Source organism: Morganella psychrotolerans (genome assembly GCF_001676055.1).
Classification (GTDB): domain Bacteria; phylum Pseudomonadota; class Gammaproteobacteria; order Enterobacterales; family Enterobacteriaceae; genus Morganella; species Morganella psychrotolerans_B.
Map to the genome: position 1 here is coordinate 590925 of NZ_LZEX01000001.1, position 18315 is coordinate 609239.

17 protein-coding genes and 1 pseudogene are annotated in these 18315 nt (G+C 49.5%); 3 read left to right on the forward strand and 15 right to left on the reverse strand.

Annotated elements, in window-relative coordinates; translation table 11 throughout:
- Positions 1–106 precede the first annotated feature (106 nt).
- The 3 genes from AYY17_RS02740 to yfbV all read right to left on the reverse strand — a co-directional run bounded on the left by AYY17_RS02740 (position 107) and on the right by yfbV (position 2025).
- Complete coding sequence (locus AYY17_RS02740; protein ID WP_067421067.1) at positions 107–775, reverse strand: sugar phosphatase; 669 nt, start codon at positions 773–775, stop codon at positions 107–109.
- A gap of 44 nt (positions 776–819) precedes the next feature.
- On the reverse strand, positions 820–1314 hold the full coding sequence (locus AYY17_RS02745) for a YfbU family protein (RefSeq protein ID WP_067398444.1): 495 nt from the start codon (positions 1312–1314) through the stop codon (positions 820–822).
- A 255-nt stretch (positions 1315–1569) separates the two neighbouring features.
- Positions 1570–2025: a terminus macrodomain insulation protein YfbV gene (gene yfbV, locus AYY17_RS02750; RefSeq protein ID WP_067421069.1), complete on the reverse strand. Its 456-nt coding sequence runs from the start codon at positions 2023–2025 to the stop codon at positions 1570–1572.
- 368 nt (positions 2026–2393) lie between these two features.
- On the opposite strand from yfbV, the gene AYY17_RS02755 reads away from it, so the two are divergent.
- Complete coding sequence (locus AYY17_RS02755; protein WP_067421072.1) at positions 2394–3596, forward strand: acetate kinase; 1203 nt, start codon at positions 2394–2396, stop codon at positions 3594–3596.
- A 72-nt stretch (positions 3597–3668) separates the two neighbouring features.
- Entirely contained in the window at positions 3669–5813 is a 2145-nt protein-coding gene (gene pta / locus AYY17_RS02760; protein ID WP_067421074.1) for a phosphate acetyltransferase, read from the forward strand.
- Between the two features lie 67 nt (positions 5814–5880).
- Here pta and AYY17_RS02765 read toward each other — a convergent pair whose 3' ends face one another.
- The 7 genes from AYY17_RS02765 to yfcD all read right to left on the reverse strand — a co-directional run bounded on the left by AYY17_RS02765 (position 5881) and on the right by yfcD (position 12175).
- The gene (locus AYY17_RS02765; protein WP_162271087.1) at positions 5881–7095 is read right to left on the reverse strand and encodes a 3-deoxy-7-phosphoheptulonate synthase; all 1215 of its coding nucleotides are present in this window, start codon (positions 7093–7095) and stop codon (positions 5881–5883) included.
- Positions 7096–7114: 19 nt separating this feature from the next.
- Positions 7115–7513 (reverse strand): cupin domain-containing protein, encoded by a 399-nt coding sequence (locus AYY17_RS02770; protein ID WP_067421076.1) that lies wholly within the window; start codon positions 7511–7513, stop codon positions 7115–7117.
- 55 nt (positions 7514–7568) lie between these two features.
- The gene (locus AYY17_RS02775; protein ID WP_067421078.1) at positions 7569–8093 is read right to left on the reverse strand and encodes a prephenate dehydratase domain-containing protein; all 525 of its coding nucleotides are present in this window, start codon (positions 8091–8093) and stop codon (positions 7569–7571) included.
- A gap of 20 nt (positions 8094–8113) precedes the next feature.
- Positions 8114–8809 carry an RraA family protein gene (locus AYY17_RS02780; RefSeq protein WP_067421080.1) on the reverse strand — a complete coding sequence of 232 codons (696 nt, stop codon included), beginning with the start codon at positions 8807–8809 and terminating at the stop codon, positions 8114–8116.
- A gap of 172 nt (positions 8810–8981) precedes the next feature.
- Positions 8982–10526 (reverse strand): M48 family metallopeptidase, encoded by a 1545-nt coding sequence (locus tag AYY17_RS02785; RefSeq protein WP_235845252.1) that lies wholly within the window; start codon positions 10524–10526, stop codon positions 8982–8984.
- Positions 10527–10543: 17 nt separating this feature from the next.
- Positions 10544–11059, reverse strand: a complete 516-nt coding sequence (locus AYY17_RS22055; RefSeq protein ID WP_235845253.1) for a hypothetical protein — start codon at positions 11057–11059, stop codon at positions 10544–10546.
- Positions 11060–11554: 495 nt separating this feature from the next.
- Positions 11555–12175, reverse strand: a complete 621-nt coding sequence (gene yfcD / locus AYY17_RS02790) for an NUDIX hydrolase YfcD (protein ID WP_082981231.1) — start codon at positions 12173–12175, stop codon at positions 11555–11557.
- 304 nt (positions 12176–12479) lie between these two features.
- On the opposite strand from yfcD, the gene AYY17_RS02795 reads away from it, so the two are divergent.
- Entirely contained in the window at positions 12480–13391 is a 912-nt protein-coding gene (locus tag AYY17_RS02795; RefSeq protein WP_067421082.1) for a TIGR01777 family oxidoreductase, read from the forward strand.
- A gap of 21 nt (positions 13392–13412) precedes the next feature.
- On the opposite strand, the gene AYY17_RS02800 is transcribed toward AYY17_RS02795, so the two are convergent.
- From AYY17_RS02800 to folC, 5 genes and pseudogenes are all read right to left on the reverse strand, one after another.
- Positions 13413–14003, reverse strand: a complete 591-nt coding sequence (locus AYY17_RS02800; RefSeq protein ID WP_067421083.1) for a UbiX family flavin prenyltransferase — start codon at positions 14001–14003, stop codon at positions 13413–13415.
- Positions 14004–14026: 23 nt separating this feature from the next.
- Positions 14027–15544, reverse strand: coding sequence for an amidophosphoribosyltransferase (purF, locus tag AYY17_RS02805; RefSeq protein WP_067421085.1), 1518 nt, complete (start codon positions 15542–15544; stop codon positions 14027–14029).
- A gap of 15 nt (positions 15545–15559) precedes the next feature.
- Positions 15560–16066 carry a colicin V production protein gene (gene cvpA, locus AYY17_RS02810; protein ID WP_067363513.1) on the reverse strand — a complete coding sequence of 169 codons (507 nt, stop codon included), beginning with the start codon at positions 16064–16066 and terminating at the stop codon, positions 15560–15562.
- A 179-nt stretch (positions 16067–16245) separates the two neighbouring features.
- Positions 16246–16933, reverse strand: a pseudogene (dedD, locus tag AYY17_RS02815) (cell division protein DedD).
- A complete protein-coding gene (folC, locus tag AYY17_RS02820) occupies positions 16923–18224 on the reverse strand; it encodes a bifunctional tetrahydrofolate synthase/dihydrofolate synthase (RefSeq protein ID WP_067421309.1) in 1302 nt (433 codons plus the stop codon). The pseudogene dedD and the gene folC overlap by 11 nt, the downstream one beginning before the upstream one ends.
- Between the last annotated feature and the right edge of the window lie 91 nt (positions 18225–18315).

An 18315-nucleotide genomic window follows, 5' to 3' on the forward strand; every position in this document is an offset into this window, starting at 1 on the left:
TCAATGCCCGGACAGCCAACATCCTGTCTCACAGTTTTTTATTAACGCACCAACCCCGCGTTTTCACACACATCCGTGCGGGGATTGATACCGGGTAGTACCGGATTCAGCCCGGCAGGCAGGTCAGCGTAACAGAGCCGTCCGCCGCTTTATCCACCTGTAATTGCGTCAGTGAACTGACCTGTAGTGCCAGTTCGTTTGTGCGCGGTGTTCCGGGTGGCACATGCACAGCAATAACTTTGCATCCGGCGTCAAGACCGGATAACAGCCCGGCGGTGGCATCCTCAAAGACAAAACAGTCCTGCGGTGCCAGCCCCAGCTTTTCCGCTCCGAGCAGATAAGGCTCCGGATGCGGTTTACCCCGGGTAATATTGTCTGCGGTCACCCAGGCGTCCGGCTCCGGTAAACCAGCAGCTGTATGACGGGGACGCGCAATCGCCACCGTACCGGAAGTTACAATCGCCCAGGGAATACCAAGAGATTGCAGGCGCAATAACAACGCTTTTGCACCCGGCAGATCCGTTACTTCATCGCTTTCGCGGATTTCCATCTCTGTTACCCACGCCAGTTGCGCGGCAATCTCTGCGCTATCCGCATCCGGCAGAAAATGGCGGATAGACTCCACCGCCGGTTTTCCGTGGATAAATTGCTTCACGTCTTCTTCATCCGCCCCGATACGGCGGGCAAATGCCAGCCAGGCGCGCTCAACGACATGCAGGGAATCGGCCAGTGTACCGTCCAGATCAAACAGAAAGCCTTTTGCAGTCAGTGCCATTTGTGCCTCTCAGAGTGCGGATAAAGTAAGAGAACCGGATAAAATCAGGCGTTAAGTACCTGATTAATTTCCACTTCACTCAGGTGATACTGACGCGGGCAACCATGCCATGCACCCAGCATGCGGACATATTTATCCCACATTGGTGTCTGGGAGTTAAAACCGTGGCTGCCGCTGTCAAAGTGCGTATAACGCCCTTCAGTATTCACCAGGAAGCGGACATAACTTAAATAGCGGGCTTCAGTTGCCGCATCAAAGCCTAAGAAGTGAATACGGCGCGCATCAATATCTGCCGCATTTTTCAGATTATCAAAGGAGATACGCAGTGCATGGTACATTTCCATCATATCGATCACGCGCCGGCAGATATCTTCCGGTAATTCACCGAAATCACGATCCAATTCACGCATCTGTAACCCGAAGCCACGTTCAATGATAGTCTGCTGGCGGCGGTAGCGCTCGGCATTCTCAGGATCCATCATTGCCATCATTTTATATTGATTAGAGAGGATAAGGCGTTGGGCGTTATTCATTTCCATGGTACATCTCCTGAAAAAGTAATCCGGGGTATAACGGAATCATCGCATTACTCAATTCTATAAGATAGTGAAATGCACCCCTTTTTTGATCCCGGCGGGGAATTTTAAACAGGTATTTATCCCCGGTCAGTAAATGAATAAAAACACATAGCTGAATCGATTAATAAATGAAAGGCCGGGAAATGACGTGTTCAGGGTTTGTACCATTGCAGAGATTGGATGTTCCGACAGGCGGGTCATTAAGACGGGCTGTTGTTACAGATCATCCATAAATGAGTTATCTAATTGCTTAAAAGCACGTTTAAGTAATTCCGCCAGCGCCATATAGTCCGGTGTTCCTTCCACGGGCGCAATCGCAATACCGGCTTCACTGAATTTAGCGCGGATTTCATGAAACCAGTTCAGCAGACCGGCCGGCAACGGAGTGGCGGCGCGCCGTCCTAACCACCATAGTCCCTGCAACGGCAGAGAACAGGCAAAAAGAGCGGTCGCAATAGCAGGTCCTAAGGCACCGCCGAGGGCAATCTGCCAGGTCAGGGTAAATACGGCAACAGGCGGCATAAAACGGATGCCAAAGCGGGTCGCTTTAATGACACGGTTCTCCGGGAAAACCGGTGCAAGCTGCTTTACCACAGGCCAGAGAGTGGCGTAGCGCTGACCAAGTCGCAGTGAGCGGAACAATCCCTGCTTTTCCGGTGCGTTCATAGACATTATGACCTCAATCAATAAAAAACATAATAATTAAAATATGGCTACAATCAGTCAAAATATTTTTGTAGGATTAAGTATATTTTGAATTTGCTGTCATCTGCGGGTATGCTACGCCCGTTTAATCACGGTGAAATAATCCTGTAGTAATTATTTTGTCTGACGTCATCTTTTTCAAGGGCAAAATGTGTGTTTTTTTGCGCTTTAACAGGTCAGACAACGTATTATAACAATGTTTGCCGTCCGAAATAAAAATTGCATGATGTTAATCATGAACAGCGCTGAAATAATGCGCTACGCTTAGATAGATTACGTTTTAACCACTGTCTTAATACATAAGACTTATCCACAACACGATTATAGGTAATTCCATGTCAAGTAAGCTGGTACTCGTACTTAACTGCGGTAGTTCTTCACTGAAATTTGCAATCATTGACCCTACATCCGGTGATGAATATCTGACGGGTCTGGCGGAGTGTTTTAACCTGCCGGAAGCACGTATCAAGTGGAAAATGGATGGTGCTAAACACGAAGCACAGCTGGGCGCAGGCGCTGCACACAGCGAAGCGCTGCGTTTCATCGTGAAAGATATCATGGGTGCTAAACCTGAGCTGTCTGCACAGATTGGTGCTATCGGTCACCGTCTGGTTCACGGTGGTGAGAAATTTGCTCACTCTGTTATCGTCACTGACGAAGTTATCAAAGCAATGGAAGAGTGCTCTGCCTTTGCTCCGCTGCACAACCCGGCTAACCTGTTAGGCGTTGAAGAAGCGCTTCAAGCGTTCCCGCACCTGGCTGATAAAAACGTCGGCGTTTTCGATACCGCTTTCCATCAGACTATGCCTGAAGAAGCGTATCTGTATGCCCTGCCGTACAGCCTGTACAAAGAGCACGGTATCCGCCGCTATGGTTTCCACGGTACAAGCCACTATTTCGTGAGCCGTGAAGCCGCTAAAATGCTGAACAAACCGGTTGAAGAACTGAACGTCATTACCTGTCACTTAGGTAACGGTGGTTCTGTTGCTGCTATCGTTAACGGCGAATGTGTTGATACCTCTATGGGTCTGACTCCGCTGGAAGGTCTGGTTATGGGTACGCGCTCAGGCGATATCGACCCGGCTATCATTTTCCATCTGCATGATTCCATGGGTATGAGTGTTGATGCTATCAATACTATGCTGACTAAAGAATCAGGTCTGCAGGGTCTGACTGAAGTCACCAGCGACTGCCGTTATGTTGAAGAAAACTACGGTAAACAAGCTGATGCAACCCGCGCAATGAATGTATTCTGCCATCGTCTGGCGAAATACGTGGGCGGTTATGCAACACTGATGGAAGGTCGTCTGGATGCAATCATCTTCACCGGCGGTATCGGTGAGAATGCTGCGATGGTCCGCGAGCACACCTTAGAAAAACTGGCTCTGCTCGGCTTTAAACTGGATCACGAACGTAACCTGGCTGCCCGTTTCGGTAATGCAGGTAAAATCACAACAGATGACAGCAGCATCGCACTGGTTATCCCGACTAACGAAGAATTAGTCATTGCACAAGACGCGGCGCGTCTGACTGCATAATCTTTGCTCTCCGCCGGCGCCCGCCGGCGGATTTATTTTGAACACCGAATTGTGAAAAAATAAGAGGTTCATGTGTCCCGTACTATTATCCTCATTCCTACCGGCACCAGTGTCGGTTTAAGCAGCGTCAGCCTCGGGGTTGTCCGCTCAATGGAACAAAAAGGCGTCAGCCTGAGCTTTTTCAAACCTATTGCGCAACCACGCCGCACCGGTATTGAAGACCAGACCACCAATATCTTACGCGCTCACTCTTCCCTGAAAATGGCAGAGCCGCTGGATATGGATTATGTTGAATCCATGTTGACCAGCGACAAAAAAGATATTCTGATGGAAGAAATTGTTGCCCGTTACCACGACCACACTCAGGGTGCAGAAGTTATCCTGATCGAAGGTCTGGTTCCGACCCGCAACTATCCGCACGCACAATCACTGAACTACGATATCGCTCAGACTCTGGGCGCGGAAATCGTATTCGTCACTGCACCGGGTAATGATACCGCGGCAGAAGTGAAAGAGCGTCTGGAACTTATCCGTAATGAATTTGGTGGTCATAAAAACACCAGCATTGCCGGTGTGATCGTCAATAAAGTAAATGCACCTGTTGATGAACAAGGCCGTACCCGCCCTGACCTGTCAGAAATCTTTGATGACTCGTCCAAAGCAGTTATCGCGCACCTGAGCGCGGACGACCTGAAATCCCTGCCACTGCCGGTTGTCGGCTGTGTGCCGTGGAATTTCGATCTGATTGCCACCCGTGCAATCGATATGGCGAACCACTTAGGCGCAAAAATTATTAACGAAGGCGACATCAAAACCCGCCGCGTTAAATCTGTGACCTTCTGTGCACGCAGCATTCCTCATATGCTGGAGCACTTCCGTCCGGGTTCCCTGCTGGTAACCTCTGCTGATCGTCCTGACGTGCTGGTTTCTGCCTGCCTGGCAGCGATGAACGGCGTTGAAATCGGTGCAATCCTGCTGACCGGCGGTTATAAAATCGACGACAGCATCGCGAAACTGTGTGAACGTGCTTTCGAAACCGGCCTGCCAATCTTTACTGTCAACAGCAACACCTGGCAGACCTCGCTGAATCTGCAAAGTTTCAGCCTGGAAGTCCCTGCTGACGACCGTGAGCGTATTGAACTGGTTCAGAACTATGTTGCCGGTCACATCGATACCAAATGGATCGATTCTCTGGTTGCAGATTCTGAGCGTCCTAACCGTCTGTCTCCTCCGGCATTCCGTTACCTGTTAACTGAACTGGCACGTAAAGCGAAAAAACGTGTTGTTCTGCCTGAAGGTGATGAGCCACGTACCGTTAAAGCCGCTGCAATCTGCGCTGAACGCGGTCTGGCGACCTGCGTACTGTTAGGTGACCCGGAAGAAATCCGCCGTGTTGCAGCAGCGCAAGGCGTTGAACTGGGTACAGGTATTGAGCTGGTTGATCCGAAAGACATCCGCGAACTGTATGTTCCGCGTCTGGTTGAGCTGCGTAAGAGCAAAGGCATGACAGAAGTTGTTGCCCGCGAGCAGTTACAGGATAACGTGGTTCTCGGTACTCTGATGCTGGAACAGGATAAAGTAGACGGTCTGGTATCCGGTGCGGTTCACACCACAGCGAATACTATTCGTCCGCCGTTACAGTTAATCAAAACAGCACCGGGCAGCTCACTGGTTTCATCTGTGTTCTTCATGCTGATGCCGGAAGAAGTGCTGGTCTATGGTGACTGTGCAATTAACCCGGATCCGAACCCTGAACAGCTGGCAGAAATCGCAATTCAGTCCGCTGATTCTGTAAAACTGTTCGGTATCGACCCGCGCGTTGCGATGATCTCCTACTCTACCGGTACATCCGGCCAGGGTGATGATGTTGAGAAAGTCCGCGAAGCGACCCGCATTGCTCAGGAAAAACGTCCTGACCTGTGCATCGATGGTCCGTTACAGTATGACGCCGCCGTGATGGCTGACGTTGCTAAAACCAAAGCACCGAACTCTCCGGTTGCAGGTAAAGCAAATGTCTTCATCTTCCCTGACCTGAACACCGGTAACACCACGTATAAAGCCGTTCAGCGTTCAGCAGACCTGGTGTCTATCGGACCAATGCTGCAAGGCATGCGTAAACCGGTTAATGACCTGTCCCGTGGCGCGTTAGTTGATGATATTGCTTATACCATCGCACTGACTGCTATTCAGGCAGCACAGAACGACGCTAAAAAATAAGTTTTTAGTCTCTGATCAAAAATCCCGGCAGGATCTCCTGCCGGGATTTTTTTTACCGGTCACATCATCAGAACTGCCCCGTCAGCCCGGCAAGCTCTGCCGACTGAGAACGGTTCAGTCTCGGGTCACACAGTGATTCATATCGTTCACCGACATCATCATCAGCAATCTTCTGCAGGCCGCCGGTGCACTCGGTCACATCACGCCCTGTCATTTCCAGATGCAAACCACCGGGATGAACGCCCTGCGCGCGTAAAATCTGCATAAAGAGACGAACTTCTTCACACACGGTCGCAAAATCACGGGTTTTCAGACCGGATACTGTACTGCGGGTGTTGCCGTGCATCGGATCTGTCAGCCAGATAACCGGGCTTTTCAGCCTTGCCACCGCCTGTAATAACACAGGCAGTTTTTCCCGGATATGTGCCACACCCAGCCTGACAATCAGCATAATTTTGCCGGGTTGATTGTGCGGATTAAGCCGCTGTAATAATTGCCTCAGCTTTTCCGCTGTCATCGACGGCCCGCATTTTATACCCACAGGGTTCGCTATTCCCCGCAGATATTCCACATGCGCCTGTGAAGGTTCACTGGTACGATCCCCCAGCCAGACAGTATGCGCCGCGCCGTTATACCACTGATTATCAGCCGGATTCAGACGCGTCAGTGCGCTGTCATAAGGCAACAACAGTGCCTCATGACTGACATAGAACGGATCAAATACCGTATCCGCGGATGACGAGCCACCACTGTTATTGTGCAGCGCGTTCAGAGTGACCGCCGCACGGTGGTAAGCACCCAGCATCCTTTGCGGATCAGGGATGCGCTGTGCCACAGAAAATTCGTGGCCATTAATAATATCCCCGCGATAGCTCGGCAGTGAAATACCGTTTTGTACCTCATCCGGACTACTGCGTGGTTTGGCATACTGACCGGCAATACGCCCGATTTTTAATACCGGCTGCGATAACCCGCTGTGCAGAAGCCCCGTCATTTGAGAGACCGTGTCAGTCCAGGCATTGAGCACATCCTCACGACATTGCGAAAAGGCTTCAGCACAGTCCCCGCATTGCAGAATAAACCCCTGACTATCACTGATCTGCTTTAATGCGCCGGTCAGTGATTGTATCTCAGTGACAGACACCAGCGGTGGTGCTGCCTGTAGCTGTTGCTGAACATACCGGACTGACTCCGGCTCCGGATAATCCGGCTGCTGCTGAGCCGGAAATTGCATCCATGAGGAAGGCGTCCATTCCTGCAGCCCGTCCTGTTTTTTTATCACCTGACAGCTCCTGAAATAATTAGGTACGATCCTGTGATGTCGCCAGGTAAGTTTCAAATTTACCTGTCTGCCGCGCGACATAGTCCTCACGCACCGGGGTATACACATCGATCACTTCAGAGGCTTCAAGTACCTCTGCTTCATGGATTGCCCACGAAGGAACAAGACCTGAATCACCGGCACGCAGGATCATAGTTTCACCATCAACAACCAGGCGCAGCGAACCTGACAAAACGGTTGTCAGCGTTTCATGCTCATGCTGGTGCTCCGGAATAACCGCACCGGTTTTAAAAGTCCAGAATGTCATGGTAAATGCCGTGCCATGAATAAATTTTGCCAGAGCCTTACTCTCTTCCCCCTCTTTGCGGGTTAAGTCCATATCATACGAAATCAGTTCATCTGCCGGTATTAAGCCCATAATGTGCTCCTGCTGAGTAGTAAATTAAATTCAATAAAATTAAATAAAAAAAATGTTATTTAGGGGCATGAATAGAAAAGCCCATCGGAACCGGTCCGAAATCATGCAAAATATGCAGATGGTATTTTTTTGCCGCACTGAGTGTGGTAATACAGGCATCAACAACACCATGCGCACATTGCACACCGGCCTCACTGTTTGAGGTAAACAGTGATTTTCTGACACCTTTATTCAACAGCGGTAATTCATTAAACAGATCCTGCGGAGCCGGATGCGAACCGACATGGCGGATATCGTTATAATCAGTATGGCGGCTGGCAAATAACATATTATGTGTATCCAGCACAAAGCAGGCCTTTAATTCCAGTGATAATAAATTCTGAAAAACAATATTATGTAAATCCGGATAAACAATGCAGCCAAGTAATACGCCGTCATTATCACACTTTACTGCTTCAACGGCTTTTTCCAGTGTCTGATATAATTTCACATTGCCTTTTATATTATTTTCACTTAACCAGTAATGTGCGGCTTTCTCACAATTCGTTCCGTTCGGACCGAGTGTATGAATGGTTAACACGATAACTCTCCTTCAGATAATTATATTCTTCCGGTTTGACTGATTAAATCAGGAAGCCGTTCCCCATGCTGTATTCTGTTCAACATTTCATTTTCGACATTAGTTATTTCCAGTGCCTTATCTAAAACCAGCTCAATAAGATCATAAGGAACAATAACCACACCGTTAATATCTGCGACAACTAAATCACCGGTATGAACGGTCGTTTGTTCTATCTGACACGAACCGCCTGTTTCAGATATATAATAAGCGCCCTGGGTATCAGTTGGTGTTAAATTAGTGGCGATCACCGGAATAGAGAGTGCATTAAGATCATGACCATCCCTGACTGCCCCGCCTAATATCACGCCTTCAAATCCAAGTTTTTCGAAATAGGTACAGCTCATGCCGCCCGCCAATGCTGCATCGCGGATACACTCCCCGCTGCCCGCGACATACACCAGATCAGTTGCGTCATACAATTCCGGCACCAGAAAATCACGCACCTGTTCCCAGGTCGATTCTGACGGAGCCAGAATACTGCTTCCTTTACGGACAATTTTCCATTGAACGGTATAAGCTTGTGCCGCCATATAATAATCACGGCAATTAAATGATGTTAATTTATAACTTAATGTACTGCCGGTTTTAAATCCATCCATAATATCAACAAGGGTGGATGTACTTATTTTAAGTTCTCTGATCGTATTTAATTTAGCAATATCAATTTTTTGCATTTCTTACCTCCGACACAAAGTCTACTCATTCATCCGGAGGTTGTAATTGTTATTAATTATCACGACACACTTAAAACTTAATTAATTTAGCAATAAATAAACAAAAGTATTTTAACGAAAAAAAATCTCCTTACGGAGGTTTTTAATATAAAAATATTTTTCTAATATATAATTATCTATGTAACTCATGCCGCGCATGGGCTGTTTGTAACTGTCCGTGGATAAGCTCAGAGAGCGCCTGTAATGACAATGTTTTTCCCTCCCAGAGCCGGACGCCCCCCATCATGATCAATAGCTTCTGTTTTTTGGCATCAAATTTAAAGAAGCGATTTTTCCCTGCCATAACTGGTGCCGGTGCACCATCAGCCACATGCAGTGTGATGGTCACCATTCCTGATGTTTCACTGAGATCATAATCCACGATATAGTGCAGCGGATACGCTTGTGCCAGATTATCACTGACCAGTTGCCCGTGACGAAAAGAAAACAATGGTGTTTTGCCCCGGTTGCGGTACATAAAAGCCACTCCCCAGAACAATAATAAAAATCCGCCACCATAAATCGCTGCAGAATCAAGCATATTGCTGATCCCCATTTTGGCAGCCGCAATCCCCATTCCTGCCGCAATAAGCGCCCCGAGAATGAACATGGTCAGGAAGGTTTTACGCCGCTCACCAAGTACGACTTCATCCGCCGCCGTTGATTCATTCAGCAGCGTTTCCAGAACTTCAGTGCGCTGCGCATTATAGTCCGTTGCCTCATTCGACAGCGATGCGGTCAGCATCATGGAAATCGCTTTGGCATCCGTAAAGAGGTCAGAAATATTCTCATAATCCTGCGCCTGCACTTCACGTGAGGCCGCCGCCAGAAGCTCTGTGTCTATCTCCTGAGACAGCGCTTCAATACGGGCACGGGTCTGCGGGTGGGTATCACTCGGGTGAGTCGTTGCGTCATCCAGAAATGATTCAGCCGCCGGAACGCCGCGCTCACGCAGACGGTTCATTACAACCGGCAGCAGGTCATCAGTCTGTAATGTACCGTCATATAACTCAGCCAGTGTTTCATAAATAACCTCGCTGACCGCCGAAATACGCAGCAATGAGCCGGATACCGCCGCCGGTGAACTGACAGCGGCCCCCGCTTTGTCTGCTTCCAGTTCGCGGATACGGCTCCAGTGGCTGACCGCAAAATCAAATTGCTCCAGGAAAAAGATCCCCAGATACACAGACGGGCTCATGATCACTTTACTGTATATATCCTGCACCTCATCAGCCACCAGAGAAATACTCTGGCTCATTCCCGCGTAAATCGGTGCAAAATTCAGGCTGTATGTGGTGTCTTCACCGGTGAAATGCCCCAGTTCATGACCAATGACCGCCGTTGCTTCTTCCCGGTTAAGCAGTGCGGAATAGAGCAGCGGAAAATACAGCGTTTTGCCTTCAATCTGCTGTGTATCATTCAGGCAGATAGCATGTGATGTCACATAAAAGCACTCAGTCATCCCCACAATGATATGATCCGGCGACGCAGTTCCGACCTTCCCGGCGGTTTCATCCACCCATTGCCAGAGACCCGGTGCTTCATCACGGCTGACAGCGTGCCCGATAACAGAAGACGGCTCACTGCGGAACATGGCAAAGCTTTTACGCAGCTTGAACAGCCCTTTGATGATGTAACTTGCAATAAGCAGAATACTGATCAGGAGAAAGATCATCATCTTCACCCCGCCGCCGTTCATCTCAAAATTACCGGCAAACCACATGCCTCATAAACTAAAGCACAAAGAATACTCAGACCAACCAGCGTCATCTGCCCGGTCAGAATAAACGGTAACTGTTTGCGGCAACGGGCAAAGACAATTAATAATTCATCACGCGAGCGCCGGGCTCTGCGCCCGCTGCTGACGCAAAGATAGAGCGCCATACCGCCGAATAACAGAGAGAGAATACCCGTTATCATGGTTGCTTTGCTGACGTCTACCCGCGCCACTATCAGCATAATTTCACTGCTGTATTTATTCAGCTCGCAGTTAATCATCCCTAATTGCTCACCGGCAGATGCCGTTTCACCATCTTCATAGGTGATTTGTGTATCAGGATCAGCAGCAATCAAACGTTGTAAATCTTCTTTTTCTTCCAGTACATACTGATATGACTGATATTCTTCACTCATCCGCCAATATTGGAATGCACCGTATGCCGTGAGTACAAGAGGTAATAACAACAACCAGCTTAATAATTTATTTTTCATGTTACTCTCGTTTACGTTATATTCCGTCATGGAATGAACATTAATTATGAGATAATTCTCATCATCCGTTCCGTTGTATTTCAGTTACTGAAAACATTTTACGGAAATTAAAAAATGACAGCCGGATAAACTGCTTAATATCTATCAATACGCAGGTGTTATATACCCAACATCATTCAGGATGCAGCCAACGAATCTGCAGTTTGAATGAATAAGGGGATAATTAGTTTATATTCAGTTTGCTCTGCCTTTACACCGGAAAAATTACGCAGATAATACGTTAAATACATAAGATTCCGATATATATTCTGATTATATTCAGTGCGGCATTCTACAGGAAAAAGACAAAAGGCAGAACCGGAAAAACAGAGTTCATATATACAGGAATAGATTTTCATTCCATTTTCAGATATATGAACTGCCCGCATTTTGTTTTAATCATTCTGAATATAAAAAAGCCTGCATATTGCAGGCTTCTCCAATTTTTATTCTTTTTTATTCGTTTTCACTGCTCATTTCAGGCGACGGAGTTTCCACCGGTGTTTCCCGGGTGACCTCAGGCTCGGGTGTAACCGGTTTTACCCGATCACCGGTAATATAGTTCGCCTGATTGTTACGGGTCAGCCAGAGCGACAGCGCTTTCAGTGAATCAGGTGTGAATTCATCACACCGGGCCGTGATTTCAGCCGGTGTCAGCCAGATAACCTGGGCGACTTCACACTCCTGTAACGCAAACGGCCCGTGAGTTACACAGCTGAACAACCCGCCCCAGACGCGGCAAACCGGCTCTTCATAATAAAACAGTCCGTGCTCTGCAAACGGAACACCGGCAATACCCAATTCCTCTTCTGCTTCGCGGCGGGCTGAATCCAGCATGTTCTCACCCTGCTGAACCACGCCACCGGCGGTGGCATCCAGTAATCCGGGATAAAAATCTTTACTCTGCGTCCGGCGCTGCACCAGTATGTTGCCCATACCGTCATGCACAACAATGTAGGTTGCCCGGTGGCGCAGGTTTTCTGCCCGCATCTGATCGCGGGTTGACTGGCCGATGACATCATTGTTTTCATCAACCACATCCACCCACTCAATATCGCTATTACCGACTTGTCCCATCCCCTAACCTTATCTTTTTTATCAGCAATATGTGATTGTCACAGCCGCTGCTTCTGTTTTATCAGTGACATACCCTGATTGATGTATTATCCGCGCCCATCTTATACTGCTTTTATATACTAAACTGGTAATGATAGTGTGCCATTATGGTCATTGCAGCAGTATATCAAGAATTGATAGCGGTTCTATGATTGATTTGAGCGCAAACGTAATTCCGGAGTCTTATACCTTATTCCTCCCTGATCACATATCCCGTTCGCAATTGCTGCTATAGTCAGAGGAGACCCGGGCATAAGGAGTGACTATGCGTATCCTGATAACAGGTGGTACAGGGCTTATAGGTACACCGCTGGTACAGGCGCTTATCGCCCGTAAACATCATGTGGTGGTGCTCAGCCGTTCACCTCAGAAAGTCTATTCCCGTTTTTGTTCTGCGGCACAGCACCTCAATTCGCTTGCCGGATTAACGCATCTTAATGATATTGATGCGGTTATTAATCTTGCCGGTGAACCTATAGCAGATAAACGCTGGAGCAAAGAACAGAAAGAGCGGCTGTGCGAAAGCCGCTGGAAGATAACAGAGCGACTCACCACACTGATAAATGCCAGTGATACACCGCCTGCTGTATTTCTTTCCGGCTCTGCTGTCGGCTGGTACGGCGATCAGGGACAAGCGGTTGTAACGGAAGCGGAAGAGCCGCATCCGGAATTTACCCATACACTCTGCGCCCGCTGGGAAGCCCTCGCACTCTGGGCACAAAGTGATAAAACCCGGGTTTGTCTGCTGCGTACCGGTATTGTTCTCTCTCCCGAAGGCGGTGCGCTGGCGAAAATGCTGCCATTATACCGGGCAGGTCTTGGCGGGCCTGTTGGTAACGGACGTCAGTATATGCCGTGGATCCACATCCGTGATATGGTCAGCGCCATCCTGTTTCTGCTGGATAATGATGCGATGAGCGGCACCTTTAATATGACTGCGCCATATCCGTGCCACAATGAACAATTTGCCGCTGTACTGGCACAAATTCTTCACCGCCCGCACCTGCTGAGAGTGCCTGCACTGGTGATTAAAGCGTTACTCGGTGAGGCCGCCGTGCTGGTTCTGGGCGGACAAAATGCGCTGCCTGAACGACTGGAAACGGCGGGGTTTGCCTGTCAGTTTATTAATCTCGAAGACGCGTTGCGGGATTTACTGGAAAGCCCGGCTGACAACTGACAGCCGGGACAGTCTGAAATATTACGGTATACAGCGCGGCGGTTTCGCCCCGCGCCAGCGGGTGAATAAGTCCTGAGGCAGGTCAATATCAAACTGATCGAGCACGCGGTTGACAGTCTGGTCGATAATATCCTGAACTGTCTGTGGCTGGTGATAAAACGCCGGCATCGGCGGCATAATGACAGCCCCCATTTCAGCCGCCTGCGTCATCAGCCGCAGATGCCCGAGATGCAGCGGTGTCTCCCGCACACACAGCACCAGCTTGCGCCCCTCTTTGAGCACCACATCCGCCGCACGGGTCACCAGGGTGTCTGTATAACTGTGCACAATACCGGATAAGGTTTTCACCGAGCACGGCAAAATCACCATACCTTTGGTTCTGACCGAACCGGATGAAATGCTTGCCGCGATATCGCGCTCATCGTGAACCACATCAGCCAGCGCCTGTACATCACGCAGGCTGTATGTGGTTTCCAGCGCCAGTGTCTGCCGCGCCGCCTGACTGATAATCAGGTGTGTTTCAATTTCCGGCACATCCTGCAGGATCTGCAATAAACGCACGCCATAGACAGCACCACTTGCGCCCGTCAGTCCTACAATCAGTTTTTTCATCACATCACCTGCCAAAAAAGAGATTAACCCTCATTATATATCTCAAGGTTCTCAATGTCGGTATGATCACGCAACTTTAATTCATCATCCTTACGCAGGTTTTCCACATAATCGAGATAATCCTGGTCTATATCTTTTGTGACATAGATACCGTCAAATACAGATGCCTCAAGGACGCGGATATCCGGATTCTCTTCACGGACAGCCGCGACAAGGTCTTCCAGATCCTGGAAAATCAGCGCATCCGCACCAATCAGTTTACGGATCTCTTCTGTTTCACGACCGTGCGCAATTAACTCGTTGGCGTTAGGCATATCAATACCGTAGACGTTCGGGAAGCGCACTTCCGGTGCAGCAGAGGCAAAATAAACTTTCTTCGCACCTGCTTCACGGGCCAGTTCCACAATCTGTTCTGATGTGGTGCCGCGCACAATGGAATCATCCACCAGCAGGACGTTTTTACCACGGAACTCTGTCCGGTTCGCATTAAGCTTGCGACGCACCGATTTTTTCCGCTCCTGCTGACCCGGCATGATAAATGTCCGCCCCACATAGCGGTTTTTCACAAACCCCTGGCGGTACGGTTTTTTCAGGATATGGGCGATTTCCAGCGCACTGTCGATGGAGGTTTCAGGGATGGGGATCACCACATCAATATCCAGGTCATCCCACTCGCGGGCAATTTTTTCCCCGAGTTTCTGCCCCATGCGCAGGCGGGCGTTATAGACCGATACTTTATCAATAACGGAATCCGGACGGGCAAAATAAACAAATTCAAACAGGCACGGCGTCAGTGACGGATTGGCTGCACACTGGCGGGTATAGAGCTGCCCGGTTTCTGTGATATACACAGCTTCACCCGGCGCCACATCGCGCAAGAATTCAAAACCGAGGGTATCAAGTGCCACACTTTCAGAGGCAACCATATACTCTTCGCGCCCGTCACTCAGCGTGCGTTTTCCGAGTACCAGCGGACGTATCCCGTTAGGGTCACGGAAAGCCAGAAGCCCGTGCCCGATAATCAGCGCCACGCAGGCGTAAGCACCACGGATTTTACTGTGCATCGCACTGACAGCAGCAAAAATGTTATCCGGCTCTAACGGATGTCCGTCAAAGCGATCCAGTTCATAGGCCAGTACATTGAGCAGGATTTCAGAGTCTGAGGTGGTATTCACATGACGGCGGGCGGTTTCAAATAACTGACGTTTCAGCGTGTGCGCGTTAGTCAGATTTCCGTTATGTGCCAGGGTGATGCCGAAAGGCGAATTTACATAGAACGGCTGTGCTTCTGATGCACTGGAGCTGCCGGCTGTCGGATAGCGGACATGCCCTATCCCGAGTGTTCCCTGTAAACGCAGCATGTGGCGGGTTTCGAAAACATCTTTCACCAGTCCGTTGGCTTTACGGAGCCGGAAACCATTGTTACTGTCAATGGTTGCGATACCGGCTGCGTCCTGACCCCGGTGCTGTAACACCGTGAGCGCGTCATAGATTGATTGATTGACCTGTGTAAAACCAACGATCCCAACAATACCACACATGTAGTTTTTTCCTCATCAGCCGGGCGGAGAAGGAAAGTTCTCCGGCAGGAAACTGGACGCATTCTGAAGGTAGTCAAAGAACCACCTGATAACATGACTGAATTGGGGAATGAGTTGTGACTGCTGCCAGTCGCTGCTCTGACTCATCTGCGTGAAGCTGTCGAGGAAGAATAATATTGCCGCCACGATCAGCACCCCGCGCAGAGCACCAAAACAGACCCCGAGAACACGATCTGTGCCTGATAAGCCTGTCGTGCGGACCAGTGAACCAATAACATGGTTAATCACCGAGCCGACAATAAGTGTCGCGACAAACAAAATCGCAATCGCGATACCGTTACGGACCAGCGGGTCATCAAAACGCGTAAAATAGTCCGCCAGCAACGGAAAAAACTCGCTGGCCACATAAAACGCACAGACCCAGGTCACTAACGATAAGGCTTCACGAACGAAACCACGAACCAGGCTGACTAATGCCGAGAATGCAATAACTGCAATAATTGCGTAATCAATCCAAACCATATCACTATCCAAATTGATGGCCCGGCATCAGTGACGGGCGCATTCTAACAGAAAACGAAAACGTTTGCGTAACGGATTTTTGCACTATCAGAAAATAAATTGCGGCGAAATAAAAAATTATAATCGCCGCAAAGAGTTAACTGTTTTTATTAACGGACACCGCTAATCCATTAAATTTACTAAGGTTTATATGCCCTGACTTCGCCACTGAGTTCACTGAGCTGTTTCAGTTCACCTAATGAGGACTCCAGCTGTGCTTTTGATGCCGACGGTCCGACCATAATCAGGGTAACTTTTCCGCGCGGTACAGTATACACCTGATAACCCGACAACCGCAGTGTGGCGACTATCTCTTCCACCCGGCGGGCATTGGATAATGCACCGAGCTGGACCACCCAGGCCTGTCCCTGAGGCGTTTTTTTCCGGCTTAGGTTCCGGTTTAGGCTCTGGTTTTGGTTCCGGCTTAGGCTCCGGTTTTGGTTCCGGCTTAGGCTCAGGTTTTGGCTGAGGCTGTGGTTCCGGTGGTTTTTCCGGTACAACAACCGGCGGCAGAGGCGCAACCCCCGGCGGAACATTCGATGTGGTACCGGAGCTTGTCACATCAGCCGGTACACTGTCGCCAGTCTGAGCCGCTTCCGTTATCATCGCGCTGGACGCACCTTCCGACGGCATTGACGGCATGGTCTGATTAATTGGATTTACCGCATCAATCTCATCCTGCTCTCCCTCTTTCGGGATAAGCGGGATGGAGGCGAACTGGTCTTCGTTATATTTCTTATCGCCATCCAGCAGCGCCGGCAGGACAATTACGCCCACCGCGACCAGGATTATCGTTCCGACTAAGCGATTCTGAAATTTACTGGCCACCCGCACCTTCCTCTGATGATAAAACGTCCATAACATGCGCGACAGTATGGAATGATCCACATACCACAATGATGTCGCCGGCATCTGCATCCTGACACGCCTGTGCCCATGCGCTTTCCACATCTGCAAACAATTGTGCGCCGGGAATATGCTCAGCAAGCTGTTCTGCCGGTGCGCCGCGTAGCTCGGTCAGCGGTGCAAAATACCAGTCTGTCACCTGCTCACTCAGCACCGCGAGAGTGCCTTTAATATCTTTGTCTCCCAGCATTCCCACCACCGCCCGGACACGTGTGTGTGCTGTGCGCGGCAATTGTGCCAGTTTTGATACCAGATATCCTGCCGCATGCGGATTATGCGCCACATCCAGCACCGTCAGCGGCTGCTGTGACACAATCTGGAAGCGGCCCGGCAGTTGTGCCTGACGCAGACCGGTATCAATCGCCTCACGACTGATTGCCCGTCCGGTTTTATCTTTCACCTGACGCAGGTTGTGAATAACCGCCAGCGCAGTGGCAGCGTTCGCCAACGGGACATTCGGCAACGGCAGATTGGTCAGGGTTTCATCCTCACACTGCCATGTCCAGTGATCGCCCTGTTCTTCATACGACCAGTCATCCGCACGGCAGAATAGTGATGTTTCCAGCTTATTTGCCACATCTGCAATAGTATAAGGCGCATCGGGCTCGCCGATTACCGCCACGCAGTGCGGACGGAAAATACCGGCTTTTTCACGGGCGATATGCTCACGATCAGCACCCAGCCAGTCGGTATGATCCAGTGCGATACTGGTGATTGCGGTAATATGTGAATCCACAATATTAGTGGCGTCCAGACGCCCGCCAAGGCCGACTTCGAGAATAACCACATCAAGATTGGCTTCACGGAATAACTGCAATGCCGCCAGCGTACCCGCTTCAAAATAGGTCAGCGTGATATCGCCGCGCTGTGCGTCAATATCAGCGAACACGCGGCAGAAATCCGCTTCAGAAGGATTTTCCCCCTGAATACGGACACGTTCGGTGTAATTAATCAGATGCGGGGAACTGTAGACCCCGACCCGCAACCCGGCCGCAAGAAAGACTGACTCAAGCGTATGGCAGGTAGTGCCTTTACCGTTGGTTCCGGAGACGGTAATCACTTTCGGCGCGGGATAGCGCAGATTCATGATATCTGCCACCACACCGATGCGTTCCAGTCCCATATCAATAACCTGCGAATGCAGGTCACCCAGATAAGAAAGCCACGCCATCAATGATGACGCAGCTGTCAGTTTCTCTTGCTTATCAGACATCGCGTTTTTTTGACATCTCGTTTTTTTAACGTCAACTGTTGTTTCAGAAGATAAAGCGGTATCAGCTTCATCTGCTGTCAGGATCTCAATA